This is a genomic window from Bifidobacterium sp. N5G01 (genome assembly GCF_002742425.1).
Taxonomy (GTDB): Bacteria; Actinomycetota; Actinomycetes; order Actinomycetales; family Bifidobacteriaceae; genus Bifidobacterium; species Bifidobacterium hominis.
On record NZ_NJNP01000001.1, the window covers coordinates 303,966 to 321,422 of the forward strand.

12 protein-coding genes and 1 tRNA gene are annotated in these 17,457 nt (G+C 56.4%); 6 read left to right on the plus strand and 7 right to left on the minus strand.

Annotation, left to right across the window (positions count from 1 at the left end; all coding sequences use genetic code 11):
- Window positions 1-32: 32 nt before the first annotated feature.
- The 4 genes from fusA to CE168_RS01310 form a co-directional block, all read right to left on the minus strand.
- Window positions 33-2,162, minus strand: a complete 2,130-nt coding sequence (gene fusA / locus CE168_RS01295; protein WP_022244930.1) for an elongation factor G — start codon at window positions 2,160-2,162, stop codon at window positions 33-35.
- A 30-nt stretch (window positions 2,163-2,192) separates the two neighbouring features.
- A complete protein-coding gene (rpsG, locus tag CE168_RS01300; protein ID WP_003836460.1) occupies window positions 2,193-2,663 on the minus strand; it encodes a 30S ribosomal protein S7 in 471 nt (156 codons plus the stop codon).
- Window positions 2,664-2,668: 5 nt separating this feature from the next.
- The gene (rpsL, locus tag CE168_RS01305; protein WP_003808601.1) at window positions 2,669-3,040 is read right to left on the minus strand and encodes a 30S ribosomal protein S12; all 372 of its coding nucleotides are present in this window, start codon (window positions 3,038-3,040) and stop codon (window positions 2,669-2,671) included.
- A gap of 744 nt (window positions 3,041-3,784) precedes the next feature.
- Window positions 3,785-4,825, minus strand: coding sequence for a bile acid:sodium symporter family protein (locus CE168_RS01310; RefSeq protein WP_099570807.1), 1,041 nt, complete (start codon window positions 4,823-4,825; stop codon window positions 3,785-3,787).
- A gap of 277 nt (window positions 4,826-5,102) precedes the next feature.
- On the opposite strand from CE168_RS01310, the gene CE168_RS01315 reads away from it, so the two are divergent.
- Both CE168_RS01315 and CE168_RS01320 read left to right on the plus strand, forming a co-directional pair.
- Window positions 5,103-5,175: transfer RNA gene (locus CE168_RS01315), tRNA-His, on the plus strand.
- A 111-nt stretch (window positions 5,176-5,286) separates the two neighbouring features.
- On the plus strand, window positions 5,287-6,312 hold the full coding sequence (locus tag CE168_RS01320; RefSeq protein WP_099570808.1) for a threonine aldolase family protein: 1,026 nt from the start codon (window positions 5,287-5,289) through the stop codon (window positions 6,310-6,312).
- Between the two features lie 155 nt (window positions 6,313-6,467).
- Here CE168_RS01320 and CE168_RS01325 read toward each other — a convergent pair whose 3' ends face one another.
- A complete protein-coding gene (locus CE168_RS01325; RefSeq protein WP_099570809.1) occupies window positions 6,468-7,646 on the minus strand; it encodes a glycosyltransferase in 1,179 nt (392 codons plus the stop codon).
- Window positions 7,647-7,672: 26 nt separating this feature from the next.
- On the opposite strand from CE168_RS01325, the gene purT reads away from it, so the two are divergent.
- The 3 genes from purT to CE168_RS01340 all read left to right on the plus strand — a co-directional run bounded on the left by purT (window position 7,673) and on the right by CE168_RS01340 (window position 13,691).
- Complete coding sequence (gene purT / locus CE168_RS01330; RefSeq protein ID WP_099570810.1) at window positions 7,673-8,926, plus strand: formate-dependent phosphoribosylglycinamide formyltransferase; 1,254 nt, start codon at window positions 7,673-7,675, stop codon at window positions 8,924-8,926.
- A 169-nt stretch (window positions 8,927-9,095) separates the two neighbouring features.
- Complete coding sequence (gene purC, locus CE168_RS01335; protein WP_099570811.1) at window positions 9,096-9,848, plus strand: phosphoribosylaminoimidazolesuccinocarboxamide synthase; 753 nt, start codon at window positions 9,096-9,098, stop codon at window positions 9,846-9,848.
- Window positions 9,849-9,956: 108 nt separating this feature from the next.
- Window positions 9,957-13,691 carry a phosphoribosylformylglycinamidine synthase gene (locus tag CE168_RS01340; protein ID WP_099570812.1) on the plus strand — a complete coding sequence of 1,245 codons (3,735 nt, stop codon included), beginning with the start codon at window positions 9,957-9,959 and terminating at the stop codon, window positions 13,689-13,691.
- Between the two features lie 120 nt (window positions 13,692-13,811).
- Here the strand turns inward: CE168_RS01340 and CE168_RS01345 are convergent, their stop codons facing one another.
- Both CE168_RS01345 and CE168_RS01350 read right to left on the minus strand, forming a co-directional pair.
- A complete protein-coding gene (locus tag CE168_RS01345) occupies window positions 13,812-14,039 on the minus strand; it encodes a hypothetical protein (protein WP_099570813.1) in 228 nt (75 codons plus the stop codon).
- Entirely contained in the window at window positions 14,036-15,670 is a 1,635-nt protein-coding gene (locus CE168_RS01350; RefSeq protein ID WP_099570814.1) for a Y-family DNA polymerase, read from the minus strand. The genes CE168_RS01345 and CE168_RS01350 overlap by 4 nt, the downstream gene beginning before the upstream one ends.
- A gap of 262 nt (window positions 15,671-15,932) precedes the next feature.
- Here CE168_RS01350 and purF point away from each other — a divergent pair, with 262 nt between their 5' ends.
- Entirely contained in the window at window positions 15,933-17,447 is a 1,515-nt protein-coding gene (purF, locus tag CE168_RS01355) for an amidophosphoribosyltransferase (RefSeq protein WP_099570815.1), read from the plus strand.
- Window positions 17,448-17,457 lie beyond the last annotated feature (10 nt).

Consider the following 17,457-nt stretch of genomic DNA (forward strand, 5'->3'; position numbering starts at 1 on the left):
GGAGACAGTTTCCACTTAAGCGGCAGCGCGTGTCACTCGCCGCGCTGGGCCTTGATGATTTCCTCGGAGACGTTCTTCGGAACCTCAGCGTAGGAGTCCATCTGCATGGTGAACATTGCGCGGCCCTGGGTCTTGGAGCGAAGGTCGCCGATGTAGCCGAACATCTCGGACAGCGGAACCTTGGCATCGATGACCTTGACACCGGTGGAGTCGGTCATGGACTGGATGGAACCACGACGGGCGTTGATATCGCCCATCACGTCGCCCATGTACTCTTCCGGAGTACGCACTTCCACGGCCATGATCGGCTCGAGGATGACCGGCTTGGCCTTCGGAGCAGCTTCCTTGAAGCACATGGAACCTGCGATCTTGAAGGCCATTTCGGAGGAATCGACGTCGTGGACCTGGCCGTCGGTGACGGTAGCCTTGACGCCAACCACCGGGAAGCCGGCGAGCACGCCGGATTCCATGGCTTCCTGCACACCAGCATCGATGGAAGGAATGAATTCCTTGGTGATGTGGCCGCCGGTGACCTCGTTGACGAACTCGTAGGTCTCGCCCTCTTCGGTGTTGAGCGGCTCGAAGTTCATCAAGACCTTTGCGAACTGGCCGGAACCACCGGTCTGCTTCTTGTGCGTGTATTCCTGGTTCATGACGGCCTTGCGGATCGTCTCGCGGTATGCAACCTGCGGGTTACCCACGTTGCACTCCACCTTGAATTCACGACGCATACGGTCGACGATGATGTCGAGCTGCAGCTCGCCCATGCCGGAGATCAGGGTCTGGCCGGACTCTTCGTCGGTCTTCACCTGGAAGGTCGGATCTTCGTCGGACAGCTTCGCCAGAGCGATGCTCATCTTCTCCTGATCGGCCTTGGTCTTCGGCTCCACGGCCACCTCGATCACCGGATCCGGGAAGGTCATGGATTCGAGGGAGATCGGAGCCTTTTCGTCGCACAGGGTGTCACCAGTGGTGATGTTCTTCAGGCCCACAAAGGTGTAGATGTTGCCGGCCTCGGCGGCATCGACCGGGTTCTCCTTGTCGGCGTGCATCTGGAAGATCTTGCCGACGCGTTCCTTCTTGCCCTTGGTGGAGTCAAGCACGGTGTCGCCCGGAGCGACGGCGCCGGAGTAGACGCGCACGAACACGAGCTTGCCGTAGAACGGGTGGGTAGAGATCTTGAAGACCAGAGCAGAGAACGGATCATCGGTGGTCGGCTTGCGATCGATCTCGATGGATTCGTCCTTCGGATCGAAACCGACGATGGACGGAACGTCCTCCGGGCTCGGCAGGTAGTCGACGACGGCGTCCAGCATCGGCTGAACACCCTTGTCCTTGAAGGCGGAGCCACAGAGCACCGGGTAGGCTTCACGGTTGATGGTGAGCTTACGGATGCCACCACGGATCTCGTCCTCAGTCAGTTCGCCGGACTCGAGGTACTTCTCAAGCAGCTCTTCGTCGGACTCTGCGACCTGGTCGAGCAGCTCTGCACGATACTGCTCAGCCTTGTCCTGCAGGTCGGCCGGGATGTCGGTGGTGTCGTAGTGAGCGCCCATATCGCCGGAAACATCGTTCCAGACGTAAGCCTTCATACGAATCAGATCGACGACGCCGGCGAAGTCGTTCTCAGCGCCGATCGGCAGCTGCACGACAAGCGGGGTCGCGCCAAGCTTGGTTTTGATGGTGTCGACGGAGTAGTAGAAGTCAGCGCCGAGCTTATCCATCTTGTTGATGAAGCAGATGCGCGGAACGCCGTACTTGTCAGCCTGACGCCAAACGGTCTCGGACTGCGGCTCCACACCTTCCTTGCCATCGAACACGGCAACGGCACCATCGAGCACGCGCAGGGAGCGCTCCACCTCGGCCGTGAAGTCCACGTGGCCCGGGGTATCGATGATGTTGATCTGGAACTTCTGCTTCTCGTCATGGGTCTGACGGTTCCAGAAGCAAGTGGTTGCAGCGGACTGGATAGTGATGCCGCGTTCCTGCTCCTGAGCCATGAAGTCCATCGTCGAGGCACCGTCATGGGTCTCGCCGATCTTGTAGTTCTTGCCGGTGTAGTACAGGATACGTTCGGTGGTAGTGGTCTTACCGGCATCGATGTGAGCCATGATGCCGATGTTACGGATCTGGTTGAGATCATTGAGCACGTCTAGTGCCATGAGTGTTCCTTAACTCTCGTTCTCGACTAATTACCAGCGGTAATGAGCGAAGGCCTTGTTGGCCTCCGCCATCTTATGAGTATCCTCGCGACGCTTGACAGAAGCACCAAGGCCATTGGAGGCATCGAGGATTTCGTTGGCCAGACGCTCAGCCATGGTCTTCTCACGACGGGCGCGGGAGAAGTCGGTCAGCCAGCGCAGGGACAGGGTGTTCGCACGAGCCGGCTTCACTTCGACCGGAACCTGGTAGGTAGCGCCACCGACGCGGCGGGAGCGAACCTCGAGGGACGGACGGATGTTGTCAAGAGCGCGCTTAAGCACTGCCACCGGCTCCTGATCGGTCTTTTCCTTGACCATATCGAGAGCGGAGTAGACGATGTCTTCGGCGATCGACTTCTTGCCGTCGAGCAGAATCTTGTTGATGAGCTGTGCCACAACAGTGGAACCGTAAATCGGATCCGGCAGCAGCTGATGCTTCTTGGAAGGTCCTTTACGTGACATATCTCTTACTTCGCCTTCTTTGCTCCGTACAGGGAACGACCCTGCTTGCGATCCTTCACACCCTGGGTATCGAGGGCGCCACGAACGATGTGGTAACGAACACCCGGCAGATCCTTGACACGGCCGCCGCGCACGAGCACAATGGAGTGCTCCTGCAGGTTGTGGCCTTCGCCCGGGATATAAGCGGTGACTTCCACACCGGAGCTCAGGCGCACACGAGCGACCTTACGCAGTGCCGAGTTCGGCTTCTTCGGGGTGGTGGTGTAAACACGGGTGCACACGCCGCGGCGCAGCGGGCTTCCCTTCAGTGCCAAAGTCTTGGACTTCTTCGGCTTTGCCTGACGTCCCTTACGGACGAGCTGTTCAATAGTAGGCAACTTGAATTCTCCGATTCAGTGGTTTCTCTTGCTTTTGTGTGACCGCCGCACTGCACCCACACTCCACGCATCTGAATCATGAAGATAGCCACAGTCCACCGGCCCGATGGCCCATCCCTCTCTCACCGCCGCATTGCTGCGCGTGATGCAATCGAGTTCCGGGATATCCCAACCCGCACGCCTGTCACATAAGGCATGCCGTTGGCACACACGAATTATCAGTATACGGATTCCCAAGACATTCCAACATGCCGTGTCGCGAATCGCAAAAGGAGTGGCCCCGAATCCTTTTGAATCCGGGGCCACCCACTCGGGAAGGAGATTCCCACTTCTTTGCTACGCGCTACCTTACGCGCACTTTTCAGTCTCGTTGTCTGTTTTGCATTTGCGGCCCGGCGCCTACGCCGTACTACCTCATCACCGCCGTCTCGAATCGCTATTGTTCAATTATATCTTAAAGGCGTTGCGCATGAACCTTGCGGCCATAGACGCTTCGTTGCGACCTGACGAATTCTCGACTGATCCACAACTCCGGCCTTCAATTACAGTATACCCCAAAACGAACAAAGAACACGGGCGAAAACACCCCTAAATCCCAATAATTTCAATCATTTTGCCTACATCAGCACAAAGCAACAAAACATCACAATGACACGTTTGCACCACTCAAAACAAAACATTCCCTGAATCGTTTTGAAAGATTCAGGGAATGCGCAATATGACGACGAACTCTACTGACGAATGTCAGCTGTTAGCTGTTTCGACGGCGTCTTCGCGGGCCTTCGCAGCCGAGCCCTTCTCTCCATTGTCGGAATCAGGATGGATCTGATGTCTGTCATCATGCTCACGCCACCAGCTGGACAGCACGGAGCCGGAAATGTTGTGCCAGACGCTGAAGAACGTGGACGGCACCGCGGCCAACGGATTGGAAGCGAACGACGTCAGCGCCAAAGTCGCCCCCAACGCGGAATCCTGCATGCCGACCTCGAAGGTGATGGCCTTCTGTTGCGCATAACGGAAGCCCTTCGGATACACCTTGTACATGAGCTTGGAGAAGCCGAAGCCCAGCGCATATCCGCACAGGTTGTGCAGAATGACCACCGGAATGGCAAGCAGCGAGGAAGCCACGAACAGCTTCGGACCGTTGGCCGCGACAACCACGCCGATGATAAGCAGAATGGCCACCTGGGACACGATCGGCAGAGCGACCGTGATCTTCTCGATCTTCTCGCCGAAAACGGCATGGCAGATCACGCCAAGAGCGATCGGGAACAGCACCACCTTAACCGCATTGAGGAACAGGGATTCCACCGGAACCGACACATACTGGGAAGCGAGCCACTGCATCAACAGCGGAATCATGAACGGCGCGCACAGCGTGGACAGAATGCCGATGGACACATCCAGCGCCACATCGCCACGGCTCAGATAGCTCATCACGTTGGACGAGGTTCCGGACGGGCAGCAGCCGACCAGAATCACACCGACGGCGAGCGCACCATCAAGACGGAAAATCCAGCACAGCAGCACAGCCACCAACGGCATGATGACGAAGTGGGCCACGGTGCCGACGATGACCATCAGAGGCTGGGTGAGAATGCGCTTGAAATCGTCGAGGGTCAAGGTAAGACCCATACCGAACAGCACGATACCCAGGAAATAACCGGTATAGGACTTGCCCCACAAGCTTGCCTGCGGCACGAAATAGTTAAACACGGCCCACACAATCACAATCGCGGTGAACCACTTGGTAAGCCAATCACCAAACGCTTTGACCTTCTGCATGAATATCTCTTCCTTCACACTTCACAGCTTTTCGGCCGATGATCCACATACGCCGAAAATACTCCGAGACGGCTCGCACCGCCGTTACCGCACACCCTCCCGCATGCAGCGACTACAAGGTACGCGTGAGTTTCTGCTTTGCGTAGCATGCCGTTCACATAATGAACGTTCCGCAGTGCAAGCCAACGACAGGCACGCGCAACACGCCGATGTAGACATATCGGGAAAATCGTGTATAGTTTTCACCTGTTGCGCTTCTACATGAAGCGAGAACATGGTGGCTATAGCTCAGTTGGTAGAGCATCTGATTGTGGTTCAGAAGGTCGCGCGTTCGAGCCGCGTTAGCCACCCCGATAGAGACCTCGGAAGAAATTCCGAGGTTTTTTGTTATCCAGACGGCTTGAATACAGCAAACCGCCGATCGCAAGTCATCAGCATAAGTCAGATACAAGGAGCGCATCATGCTGTCTTTTGAAAACGACTATTCCTGTACGGCAACACCGGAAATCATCGAACACATCGAACAGATCGCGCAGAACCAATATCCGGGTTACGGCAATGACAGCATCTGCGAAAGCGCGAAAACCAAGATTCGTGAGGCATGTTCCTGCCCCGACGCTCAGATCTTCTTCCTGGTAGGTGGCACGCAGACCAATCAGACCATCATCGACTCCATCACACCGCAGTATGCCGGCGTGGTCGCGGCAAGTACCGGCCATGTGAACGTGCACGAGGCGGGCGCCATCGAATTCACCGGACACAAGGTGCTGACGCTCCCCCACCATGACGGCAAAATCGATGCGACCGAACTCGACGAGTACTGCGCCACGTTCTACGCGGACGGCAACTACACGCACATGGTGTTCCCCGGATGCGTGTACATTTCACAGTCCACCGAATATGGCACGCTCTACACGCTCGCCGAACTCGAGGCGATCCGCAAGATCTGCACGAAGTACGACATGCCATTGTTCATCGACGGCGCACGACTCGGCTACGCGCTGACCGCAACCGGCAACGACGTGACGCTTGAAGACATCGCACGCATCGCGGACGTGTTCTACATCGGTGGCACCAAGGTGGGTGCCATGTTCGGCGAAGCGGTGGTGTTCACGCATGGCAACATGCCGAAGAACTTCGTGACGCTTGTCAAGCAGCATGGAGCTTTGCTCGCCAAGGGCTGGCTGCTGGGCGTGCAATTCGACACGCTGTTCACCGACAACTTGTACTGCAGAATCGCACGTCATGCCAATGCCGCGGCCGACCGCATTCGCAAAGTGCTCGTGGAACGCGGCTATACGCTCACCTTTGACGCGCCGACCAACCAGATCTTCATCACGCTTGACAACGAGACGTCCGAACGTTTACAGCGCAACGTACACCTCGGCTTCATGGAAAAGGCCGACAACACGCACACGGTGATGCGCATCTGCACCAGCTGGGCCACCACCGACGAGCAGGTTGAGCAGCTGATCGCACTGCTGTAGAGCATCGCCGACGAGAATAGGCATAGACTAATTCTCAAAAAACGAGCAATAAGAGGCGCAGGACTTGCATCCCACGCCTCTTTTGTTTACACAACAGCCATTAATCGCGTACGTAGTTTTATTTACGCCGCGTATTACGCATATTACGCATTACTTCATTTACTGATATTGTCCGCAATCGCCTCGCGTTCCATCGCAATGAACTTATGCACGGACGCCTCCACTGAATAATATTCCTTGGTGTGCTCGGCGTAGACTTCGCCCCATTTCGACAATTCGTCGGGGTGGTCGATCCACCAATCGATACGTCTCGCCAACGATTCCACATCGTCAACGGGGAACAGCGACTCATCCCGCAACGCAAACTGGCCTGCCGCACTCAACGGCGATGAGGCGATCACAGGGACCAAGCCGGCAGCCATACCCTCGATCACGCTCACCGACTCAAGATCGGCGATCGAAGGATGCACCAGCAGATCGCCGGAACGCAGCAAAGCCGGCATTTCTGTGTTCTTATGGAATCCAATCGACGCCGGTCTGGAAAGCAAGCGTGACGCAAGTCGCCGCAACTTCCTTTTCAGAGGACCAGTGCCGGCAATCGTCAATTCAATATCTTGCGCATGCCTGCAACGTGCGATCGCCTGAATCAACGCAACATGATTCTTCTCGTTCGTCAATCGTCCAGAAGCGACGATACGGAACGGAACCGACGCGGATTTCCCTGCATCACGCTGCATTTTCGGAGTGAACCGCGCTTCGTATCCGTTGGAAATCACATGCAGTTTCGCTTTGTATCCGTGGGAGCGCAGCAGACTTGCGCCAAGTTCGGTGGGCACATGCACATGGTCGATTTTGCGATACAGCCACAGATTGAACAGCCAGTAGATAAACGAGTCGATACCCGGAATATATTTCAGCGGGCCCGCCGAATACGTGATGTTCTCCGGCTGCACATGATAGCCCGCAGTAACCGCGATTCCCATCTGTTTGGCGACTTTGCAAGCATGTTGGCCGAAACGGAACGGGGTGTAGATATGCACCACGTCCACTCCTTGAAACGCGGTTCTGAACAGCGTGTCGCTCGGCTCGGCGAACTGCATCTGCTGCTTCTTCGCCACCCAACTGACCAGAGGCACATGGTTGACTCGCGCCGGGTATTCAGGCGCACCAATGCCTACGAGCCTGACCGTATGGCCTTGCCGTTTCAATTCCTCCGCCCATTGCAATGCCGAATTCGAAGTGCCATTGCCTCGGTTTCCCGACGTGTCGACCACCATGGCGATGGTCAGGGGGCGTTGTGTTTCTTCCTGTTCCGTCTCAGACATGCACTCCATCCTACGCCGATGGCACAATAGAAGACATGACTGAAGAGAATCATGCCTTGGGCACTCCGCTTGGTAAGCATCCGACTCGTGTTCTATTTCTTGGCTCCGGCGAGCTAGGCAAGGAAGTCACCATTGAATTGATGAGACTTGGCGCATGGGTATGTGCGGCCGATTCCTATGAAGGCGCTCCGGCACAGCAGGTGGCGCACGAATACCGTGTGCTCGACATGGCCAATGCCGAACAGTTGCGAACATTGTTCGACGAAATTAAGCCGGACATCATTGTTCCGGAAGTTGAAGCGATCGCCACCAGCGAACTGGCCGCCGCGGCCGAACGTGGCGCCCAAGTGGTACCTAGCGCCGAAATCGCATCCATTTGCATGGATCGCGAACGTTTGCGCGTGCTCGCGCATGAGGAATTGGGTTTGCCGACCACCCCGTACCGCTTCGCAGGCTCGCTGGAAGAGCTTCGCGCTGGGGCAGAAACGGTTGGCTACCCGTGCGTGGTCAAGCCGATTATGAGTTCTTCCGGTCATGGCCAGTCCGTGGTTCGTTCCGCCGATGCGATTGACGCGGCTTGGGTTGAGGCACAGGAAGGTCGTCGCGCGCACGACGAGGGTGACGTTTCCCGAGTGATTGTAGAAGCGTTGGCTCCATTGGATTACGAACTGACCGTGCTGACCGTCAGCTCCAGCGCCGGTATCGTGACCTGCGCTCCGATCGGACAGCGTCAGGAAAATGGTGATTATCGCGAATCCTGGCAGCCTGCTTCCTCCACTCCACAAGTGCTTGAGCAGTCGCAGCAGATCGCACGCCGTGCGGTGGAAGGCTTGGTGGGCAAGGCCAAGGCTTCTGGCGAACATGGTTGGGGTGTATTCGGCGTGGAATTGTTTGTATTGACCGACGGTTCCGTATTGTTCAATGAGGTTTCGCCGCGCCCGCACGACACGGGCATGGTGACGATGGCTTCCCAACGGTTGAGCGAGTTCGCCCTGCATGCGCGCGCGATTCTTGGACTTCCGATCACGCAAGATCATGTCGCGCTGTCGATTCCGGAAGGTTCGGTTGCAGCCAGCCATGCGATTGTGGTGGAAGGCGACGGCGAGGCTGAATTCCGCAATGTCGGTGCGGCATTGGCTGAGCCGGGCACCGACCTGCGTATCTTCGCCAAGCCGGAAGTGCACGGCCATCGCCGCATGGCAGTCGCCTTGGCTCTTGGAAGCGACGAAAGCGACGCACGCAACAAAGCCGCACAGGTCGCACGGTCACTTGATATTGCAGTCATCTGACCCTATTTCAACCTCAATGTGATTCCACGATAGAATCTTTGTACGGAAGTCGCACGGGAGGCTTTCACAACTCGGCCGGGAACGCGCCGATTGTAGCCTCCCGTTGGTATCTTGTTAACCATCAAGTTCACCAAACTATCTACCTCCCAAACACCAGGAAAGGCGAGTAATGGAGAAGTTGGAAAAGCTCTACGAGGGCAAAGCCAAGCAACTGTACGCAACTGAAGATCCGGAAGTACTCTGGGTCGAATACAAGAACTCCGCTACCGCAGGTGACGGCGAAAAGAAGGAAGACTTCGCCGGCAAGGGCAGGCTGAACAACCTCATCACCACGCTGATCTTCGATCTGCTCAAGAAGCGTGGTATCGACAGCCATCTGGTGGCCCGCGTGGGCGAAACCTCCCAGCTGGTCAAGAAGGTCACCATGTTCCCGCTCGAGATCGTGCTGCGTAACACCGCCGCCGGACACTTCTGCTCTCGCTTGGGCGTGGAAGAGGGCATCGAGCTCAAGGAGCCGGTGCTGGAGTACTTCCTGAAGAACGACGATCTGCACGATCCGTTCGTGAACGATGACGATCTGGTTGCGTTGGGCGTGTGCACCCGTGAGGATCTGGCTGAGATTGCTCCGCTCGCCCGCCGCATCAATGAGGCCCTGATCGAGATCTTTGCCAAGATCGATGTCAAGCTTGTGGACTTCAAGATCGAAATGGGTCGCACTTCCGACGGCACTCTGCTGCTCGCCGACGAGATTACCCCGGATTCCTGCCGTCTGTGGGATCAGCGTGATCATTCCGGCAAGGTGGAGCATCTCGACAAGGATCTGTTCCGCCGCGACCTGGGCGACATCATCCCGGCCTACGAAGAAATCGAAAGCCGTTTGGCCGAACTCGCCAAGTCCGAAGGCATTGAAGTAGCCGAATAATACTTGCGATAGCCCGCATCTGCAGTACAAACTCGGATGCGGGCTTCATCGTTTTTGAAAATCTTACTTTTATCAATCTCACCAAGCCCCTCTTTCAAGGAGTCAACCATGGTTTTTCGCGTGTACGTGGAAAAGAAGCAGGGTTTTGATGTCGAGGCCAGGCAGCTCACCAACGAGCTGAAGACCATTCTTGGCATCGCATCGCTGAAGAATGTGCGTCTCGTCAATCGTTATGACGTGGAAGGCATTAGCGAGGAACTGTTCGCACAGGCTACCCCTACCGTGTTCAGTGAGCCGCAGGTCGATAATGTTTCCGCCGATTTGCCTGATTTCGGTTCTGATATTGTGTTTGCTGTGGAGTATCTGCCCGGCCAGTTCGACCAGCGTGCGGATTCCGCCAGCGAATGCATTCAGCTGATCTCCCAGGGAGAGCGTCCGACTGTTCGTTCCGCCAAAGTGTATGCGCTTGAAGGCGAGCTGAGCGACGCCGATATCGCCGCCATCAAGCATTATGTGATCAACCCGGTCGAGGCGCGCGAAGCTTCGCTGGAAACCAAGACCACGTTGAAAACGCAGGTGCCGGTACCGGGCAAGGTGGAGGTCATCGAAGGCTTCCGCACCATGAGCGACGCCGATCTCGAGCAGTTCATCGTCGATCGTGGCCTGGCCATGGATTTGGCTGATCTGCAGTTCTGCCGTGCTTACTTCACCGAGGAACAGCGTGATCCGACGATCACGGAAATCAAGGTGATCGACACGTATTGGTCCGATCATTGCCGTCACACCACGTTCGGCACACAACTTGATGATGTGCAGATCGATGACGCGACCGTGCAGGCCGCGTTCAATAAGTATCTTGAGATGCGTCACGAGCTTGGCCGCGACGAAAAGCCTGTATGCCTCATGGATATGGGCACCATCGGCGCGAAGTGGCTCAAGAAGAACGGCATTCTGAAGAATCTTGATGAATCCGAAGAAATCAACGCCTGCACCGTCAAGGTAAAGGTTGATGTGAATGGCCATGATGAGGATTGGCTGTTCCTGTTCAAGAACGAAACCCACAACCATCCGACGGAAATCGAACCGTTCGGCGGTGCGGCAACCTGCATCGGCGGCTGCATCCGCGACCCGCTTTCCGGCCGTTCCTACGTGTATCAGGCCATGCGTGTGACCGGTGCCGCCGATCCGACCGTTCCTGTTTCCGAAACCCTCGAGGGCAAACTCCCCCAGCGCAAGCTGGTCACTACCGCAGCCGCCGGCTATTCTTCATACGGCAACCAGATTGGTCTTGCCACCGGTCAGGTCGACGAGATCTATCACCCGGGCTATGTGGCCAAGCGTATGGAGGTCGGTGCGGTTGTGGCCGCGACTCCGGCAGATCATGTGCGCCGCGAAACCCCCGCTCCGGGCGACAAGATCATTCTGCTCGGCGGCCGTACCGGACGTGACGGCATTGGTGGTGCCACCGGCTCGTCCAAGGCTCACAATGTTGAGTCTCTGGAGCTTGACGGTGCCGAAGTGCAGAAGGGCAACGCTCCTGTCGAGCGTAAGTTGCAACGTCTGTTCCGTCGCGGTGACGCATGCCGTTTGATCAAGCGTTGCAACGATTTCGGTGCTGGCGGCGTTTCCGTTGCTGTTGGTGAGCTCGCTGACGGCCTGTATGTCGATCTCAACAAGGTTTCGAAAAAGTACGAGGGCTTGGACGGCACGGAACTTGCGATTTCCGAATCGCAGGAACGTATGGCCGTGGACGTTGCAGCCGAAGACGTCGACGAGTTCCTCGGCTACGCCAAGGAAGAGAATCTCGAGGCTGAAGTCATCGCGACCGTAACCGAAGATCCGCGCATGACTATGGTGTGGAACGGCGACGCGATCGTTGATCTGTCTCGTGAATTCCTCGCTTCCAACGGTGCCCCGAAGCATCAAGTGGCCCACGTCGAAGCGCAGCAGTCCTACACCACTCCGTGGGTTTCCGGTTCCCTGTCTGACCGTATGCATGCCATGCTCACCGATCTGAACGTGGCTTCCAATAAGGGTCTTTCCGAGCGTTTCGATTCCACTATCGGTGCAGGTACCGTACTCATGCCGTTCGGCGGCAAGAAGCAGCTGACCCCGAATATGGCCATGGTTGCCAAGCTTCCGGTGTTCGGCGAAACCACTACCGCGTCCGCGATGGCTTGGGGCTTCAACCCGTTCATTATGGAGAAGAACCAGTTCACCGGCGCTTACCTGTCTGTGGTTGAATCGCTGTCGAAGCTGGTTGCTGCCGGCTTCGAGCATGAGAAGGCGTACCTGAGCTTCCAGGAGTATTTCGAGAAGCTTCGCGATGAGCCGACCCGTTGGGGCAAGCCGATGGCCGCCGTGCTTGGCGCGCTGATGGCTCAGGTTGATCTTGGTGCCGGCGCGATCGGCGGTAAGGATTCCATGTCCGGCACGTTCGAGCAGCTTGATGTGCCGCCGACGCTGATTTCCTTCGCCGTGGCCGTGGGCAATATGAAGCGTGCCACTTCGCCGGAATTCAAGGGTGCCGGCCATCGTGTGGTTCGTATCGCTCCGCGTTATCTCGCTGACGGTTTGACTCCTGACAAGGATGCGCTGCTTGAGACGTTCTCTGTGGTTGAGGAGCTGACTGATTTCGGTGATGCTCTGGCCGTGTCCACTCCGGGTTATGGCGCTACTGCCGAGGCTATGTTCAAGATGACCGTCGGCAACCAGATTGGCGTGGCTCTTGATTCCAAGATTTCCGTGGATGATCTGTTTGCTCCTGCTTACGGCTCCTTCATTGTGGAATTGGCTGATGGCGCCAAGCTTCCGTCAGTGTCGAATCTGGTTGAGATCGGTGAGATTGGTAAGACCACCGAAGCTTACGATTTCGTTGCTGCTGGCGAGACGTTGGATTTGGCTGAATTGCAGGATGCCTGGGAGAGTGGCATCGAGTCAGTGTTCCCGTACCGTTCCAAGGGCGATGAGAAGGGCAAGACCGTTGAGGCTGTTTCCTTCGACGCTCCGAAGAAGACCGTCTACACCGGTACCGGCATTGCCAAGCCGCATGTGATCATCCCCGTGTTCCCTGGCAACAACTGCGAATACGATTCCGCTGCCGCGTTCGAGCGTGCCGGTGCCGATGTGAGCACGTTGATCGTGAACAATCTCACTCCGGCTGCCGTTGCCGAATCCACCCAAGCGCTGGTTGAGGAGATCAAGAAGAGCCAGATCATTATGATTCCGGGCGGCTTCTCCGGCGGCGACGAGCCTGATGGCTCCGCCAAGTTCATCACCGCGTTCTTCCGCGCTCCTGCCGTCACCGAAGCGGTGCGTGACCTGTTGAACAACCGCGATGGCTTGATGCTCGGCATCTGCAATGGTTTCCAGGCTCTGATCAAGCTCGGCTTGGTGCCGTACGGCGATATCGTGCCGATGACTGCAGAATGCCCGACGCTGACGTTCAACACCATCGGCCGCCACCAGAGCCGCTTGGTGCGCACCCGTGTCGCGTCGAACCTGTCTCCGTGGCTTTCCAAGACTTCCGTTGGAGACATGCACACCATCGCCATTTCCCATGGTGAAGGCCGTTTCGTGGCTTCCGATGACGTGCTTGCGCAGCTCAAAACCAACGGCCAGATCGCCACGCAGTATGTAGACGAAGCCGGCGTGCCTGGCATGGATCTGGACGTGAACCCGAACGGTTCGCTGCTGGCCATTGAAGGCATCACCAGCCCAGACGGCCGCGTGTTCGGCAAGATGGGCCATTCGGAACGCTACAGCAACGGCACATTCAAGAACGTTCCGGGCGAAAAGGATCAGCCGCTGTTCACAGCCGGCGTGGAATACTTCACCGCCTGATCCGCGACCGCATCCATAAAAGCGTTCTGACGTAGATTCGAACATACAGAGGCTGTTTGGTTTGATCGGGATTCCTCCCTAATCAAACCAAACAGCCTCTTTTCTGGTCTCCGACACATGTTAGGCGGAGAGGTAGCCTTCGTCGAGATTGACGGGGGTGTTGGCGCGTTCCACTGCTTCGTTCGAATGGGTGGCGGTTTGTTTGATGATGTCGTCGTAGCCGGTGAGAGCGGCGAAAGGCATGAATTGCGCGGCACGGTTGTGCATGCTCATGTGCGGGCGCGTGCACGAGCGATGATGAGGCAAGTTGATGATGTCATCGTAACGGTCGGTTTGCTGCAAACTCATGCTGCATGACCTCCAATCTGCCGGTTGCGCTGTTGACCTGTGGCATCAGCGAACATGTCCATCCCTTTAATGACGGCGTTTTTGCCGAACTTGCGTTTGATGTCAAGAATCGTCTGCTGCACATGCTGTTCGGAAATCTCATCGACAACCCGCATATCGTCAGCGTAGGAAGACCGCGCGTTGTTATCGACGTTATCACTGCAATCGTTGTTATCGCTTCCATTTGAGACTTCCTGCATATCCGAAAACAGATCGGGCTGAACGTAATTCGCCGCAGCATTCCGCTCAGCCAGCTGTTCGACCGTTTGCAAATCAGAAGCAACCACATTCAATCGACGTACCAACAGCCGATGATCGACGATTCTGCAGAACAATTCGTCAACCGCATCGCATATGCGCGTGGTGGATGACGTATGGTCGCCCAGACCAATCGACCCTGTAGCCGGCTTGGGCACACGCCGACCATACCTATCAAGAGTTACGGGACCGCTATATTCGGCAATAGCTCGCTCAGCCATCGCCTTCAATTCCGGAGTGCCACACTCCCCTAGCCGCTTTGGATCAAGACTGGCGGTATCGTAACCGACCACCAACCCCATATGGCCGGCCTTCACACCTTTGGCAACCAAGTCCAAAGACAAGGTGTCCGCCATTTCTCTCACAATCAGCCGCGCCGAGTCAAAACCGACCGCGCCCGTAAGCACCTGCCCCGAACTCATACTATGACCAGCTGGCTTATACGCTTTGATGTCGGCGATCGTGCAAGGTTCCCAACCCCACGCATGGTCGATAAGCAGCTCGGCGTTCACACCGAACATCTTGTACAGCAGGCCCTCGTTGTAATACTCGTCGGCACGGCCTATGGAACATCGGGCTATATCGCCCATTGTCATTAGACCTTGGGCTTCGAGCTTCTTCGCATACCCTCGTCCCACACGCCAGAAATCAGTCAACGGCCTGTGCGCCCATAACAGCCGACGATACGACATCTCATCCAATTGCGCGATACGCACGCCATCCTTATCCGCGGGAATATGCTTGGCGACCACGTCCATAGCCACTTTCGCCAAATACATATTCGTACCGATACCGGCCGTTGCGGTGATGCCCGTCTCCCGAAGAATCTGCTGGATCATTTCACGGGCCATATCATGCGCGCTTTTGCCGTAAGCCCGCAAATACCCGGTAACATCCATGAATACTTCATCTATCGAATAGACATGAATGTCAGCTTCGGATACGTACCTTAAATATATGCTGTAGATTTTCGCACTGATGTTGAGATAATGCGACATTCGAGGCTTGGCTATATACACGCCGGCAGCCAGATTCGGATTAGCTGCGAGCGCTTTCGCATCATACGATTCACCTCTCAGCACACCGCCCGGTGCCGCTGCCCGCCGTGCAGCATTGACTTCTTTAAGCTTCGCTTTGACTTCGAACAGTCTCGCCCGCCCCGGCAGTCCATATGCTTTGAGCGATGGCGACACGGCAAGACAGATGGTTTTGTCGGTGCGCGATTGGTCGGCCACTACCAGATGCGTGGATAGAGGGTCGAATCCGAGTTCCGCACATTCCGAAGACGCATAGAAGGATTTCAGATCGATAGCGATATAGGTACGTTCGGCCATCTTCAGACTCCTTCCATGATTTGGCTCCATCTTGAAACGTCAACGAGCACTTCGCCTCGCAAAGCACCGACAAAGCATCGCCGATGCACCGCACTGTATTTTCCTGCATTCAGCATATCAGAGAGTTCGAACAATTGTTCGACACACCCGACATGCCAAGTGCCCCTAAGGACTCCACGAAAACCGCCAATTGTAGCCTCCGGTTGGTAGGGTTGAACGGTAGCGAATCCCTTGTCTCCATGGTTTTGGAAGGAGCTTTGGCTTGTCAGCTGAACTCGAAGACATCCACGAGGAATGCGGTATCTTTGGCGTTTGGGGTCACTCGGACGCCGCCCGACTCACCTACTTCGGTCTGCACGCGTTGCAGCATCGTGGTCAGGAAGGCGCCGGCATTGTCTCGAACGATAACGGTCATCTCATCGGTCATCGCGGAACGGGTCTGTTGACCCAGGTGTTCAGCGACGAGCGAGAAATCGAACGCCTGAAGGGAGACAGGGCGATCGGCCACGTGCGCTACGCCACTGCCGGTTCAGGCGGCACCGACAACATCCAGCCATTCATCTTCCGCTTCCATGACGGCGATATGGCTCTGTGCCATAACGGCAATCTGACGAATTGCCCGACTTTGAGGCGTAAGCTGGAAGACGAAGGGGCGATTTTCCACTCCAATTCCGACACCGAAGTGTTGATGCATCTGCTGCGTCGCTCCACCCAGCGCACGTTCATGGACAAGCTCAAGGAAGCGCTCAACACCGTGCACGGCGGTTTCGCCTACCTGATCATGACCGAAGACGCCATGATCGGCGCACTTGATCCGAATGGTTTCCGCCCGCTTTCCCTCGGCAAGATGAAGAACGGCGCTTATGTACTCGCTTCCGAAACCTGCGCGCTCGATGTTGTTGGCGCTGAATTGGTGCGCAATATTCGCCCGGGTGAAATCGTGGTTATCGACGATCACGGCTATAAAATCGTGCAGTACACCAATCAGACCCAGTTGGCCATCTGCTCGATGGAATTCATCTACTTCGCACGTCCTGATTCCGATATTTACGGCGTGAACGTGCATTCCGCCCGTAAGCGCATGGGCGCCCGCCTAGCACAAGAGTCTCCGGTTGAGGCCGATATGGTCATTGGCGTGCCGAATTCCTCGCTGTCCGCGGCCTCCGGCTATGCGGAAGAAGCCGGTCTGCCAAACGAGATGGGCCTGATCAAGAACCAGTATGTGGCTCGAACCTTCATCCAGCCGACGCAGGAGCTGCGCGAACAGGGTGTGCGTATGAAGCTTTCCGCCGTGCGTGGCGTGGTTAAGGGCAAGCGAGTGATCGTTATCGACGATTCCATCGTGCGTGGTACCACGTCCAAGCGTATTGTGCAGCTACTCAAGGAAGCCGGTGCTGCCGAAGTGCACATGCGTATCAGCTCGCCGCCGCTGAAGTACCCGTGCTTCTATGGCATCGACATCTCCACCACCAAGGAGCTCATCGCCGCGAAGAAGTCCGTTGAAGAAATCCGCGAATACATCGGTGCCGATTCCTTGGCGTTCCTGTCACTCGACGGATTGGTCGAATCCATCGGCCTGGGTGCAGACGCACCGTACGGCGGTCTGTGCGTGGCCTATTTCAATGGCGATTATCCGACCGCCTTGGATGACTATGAAGCTGATTTCCTGAAGTCGTTGACTCCGGAGGATCGCGTCCGACTGCCTGAATTCGCCCTGTACAAGAGCAAGTACGAAGGCAACGAATACACCACTACTTCACCCCAAGAAGAACACTGAACCCTAGAAA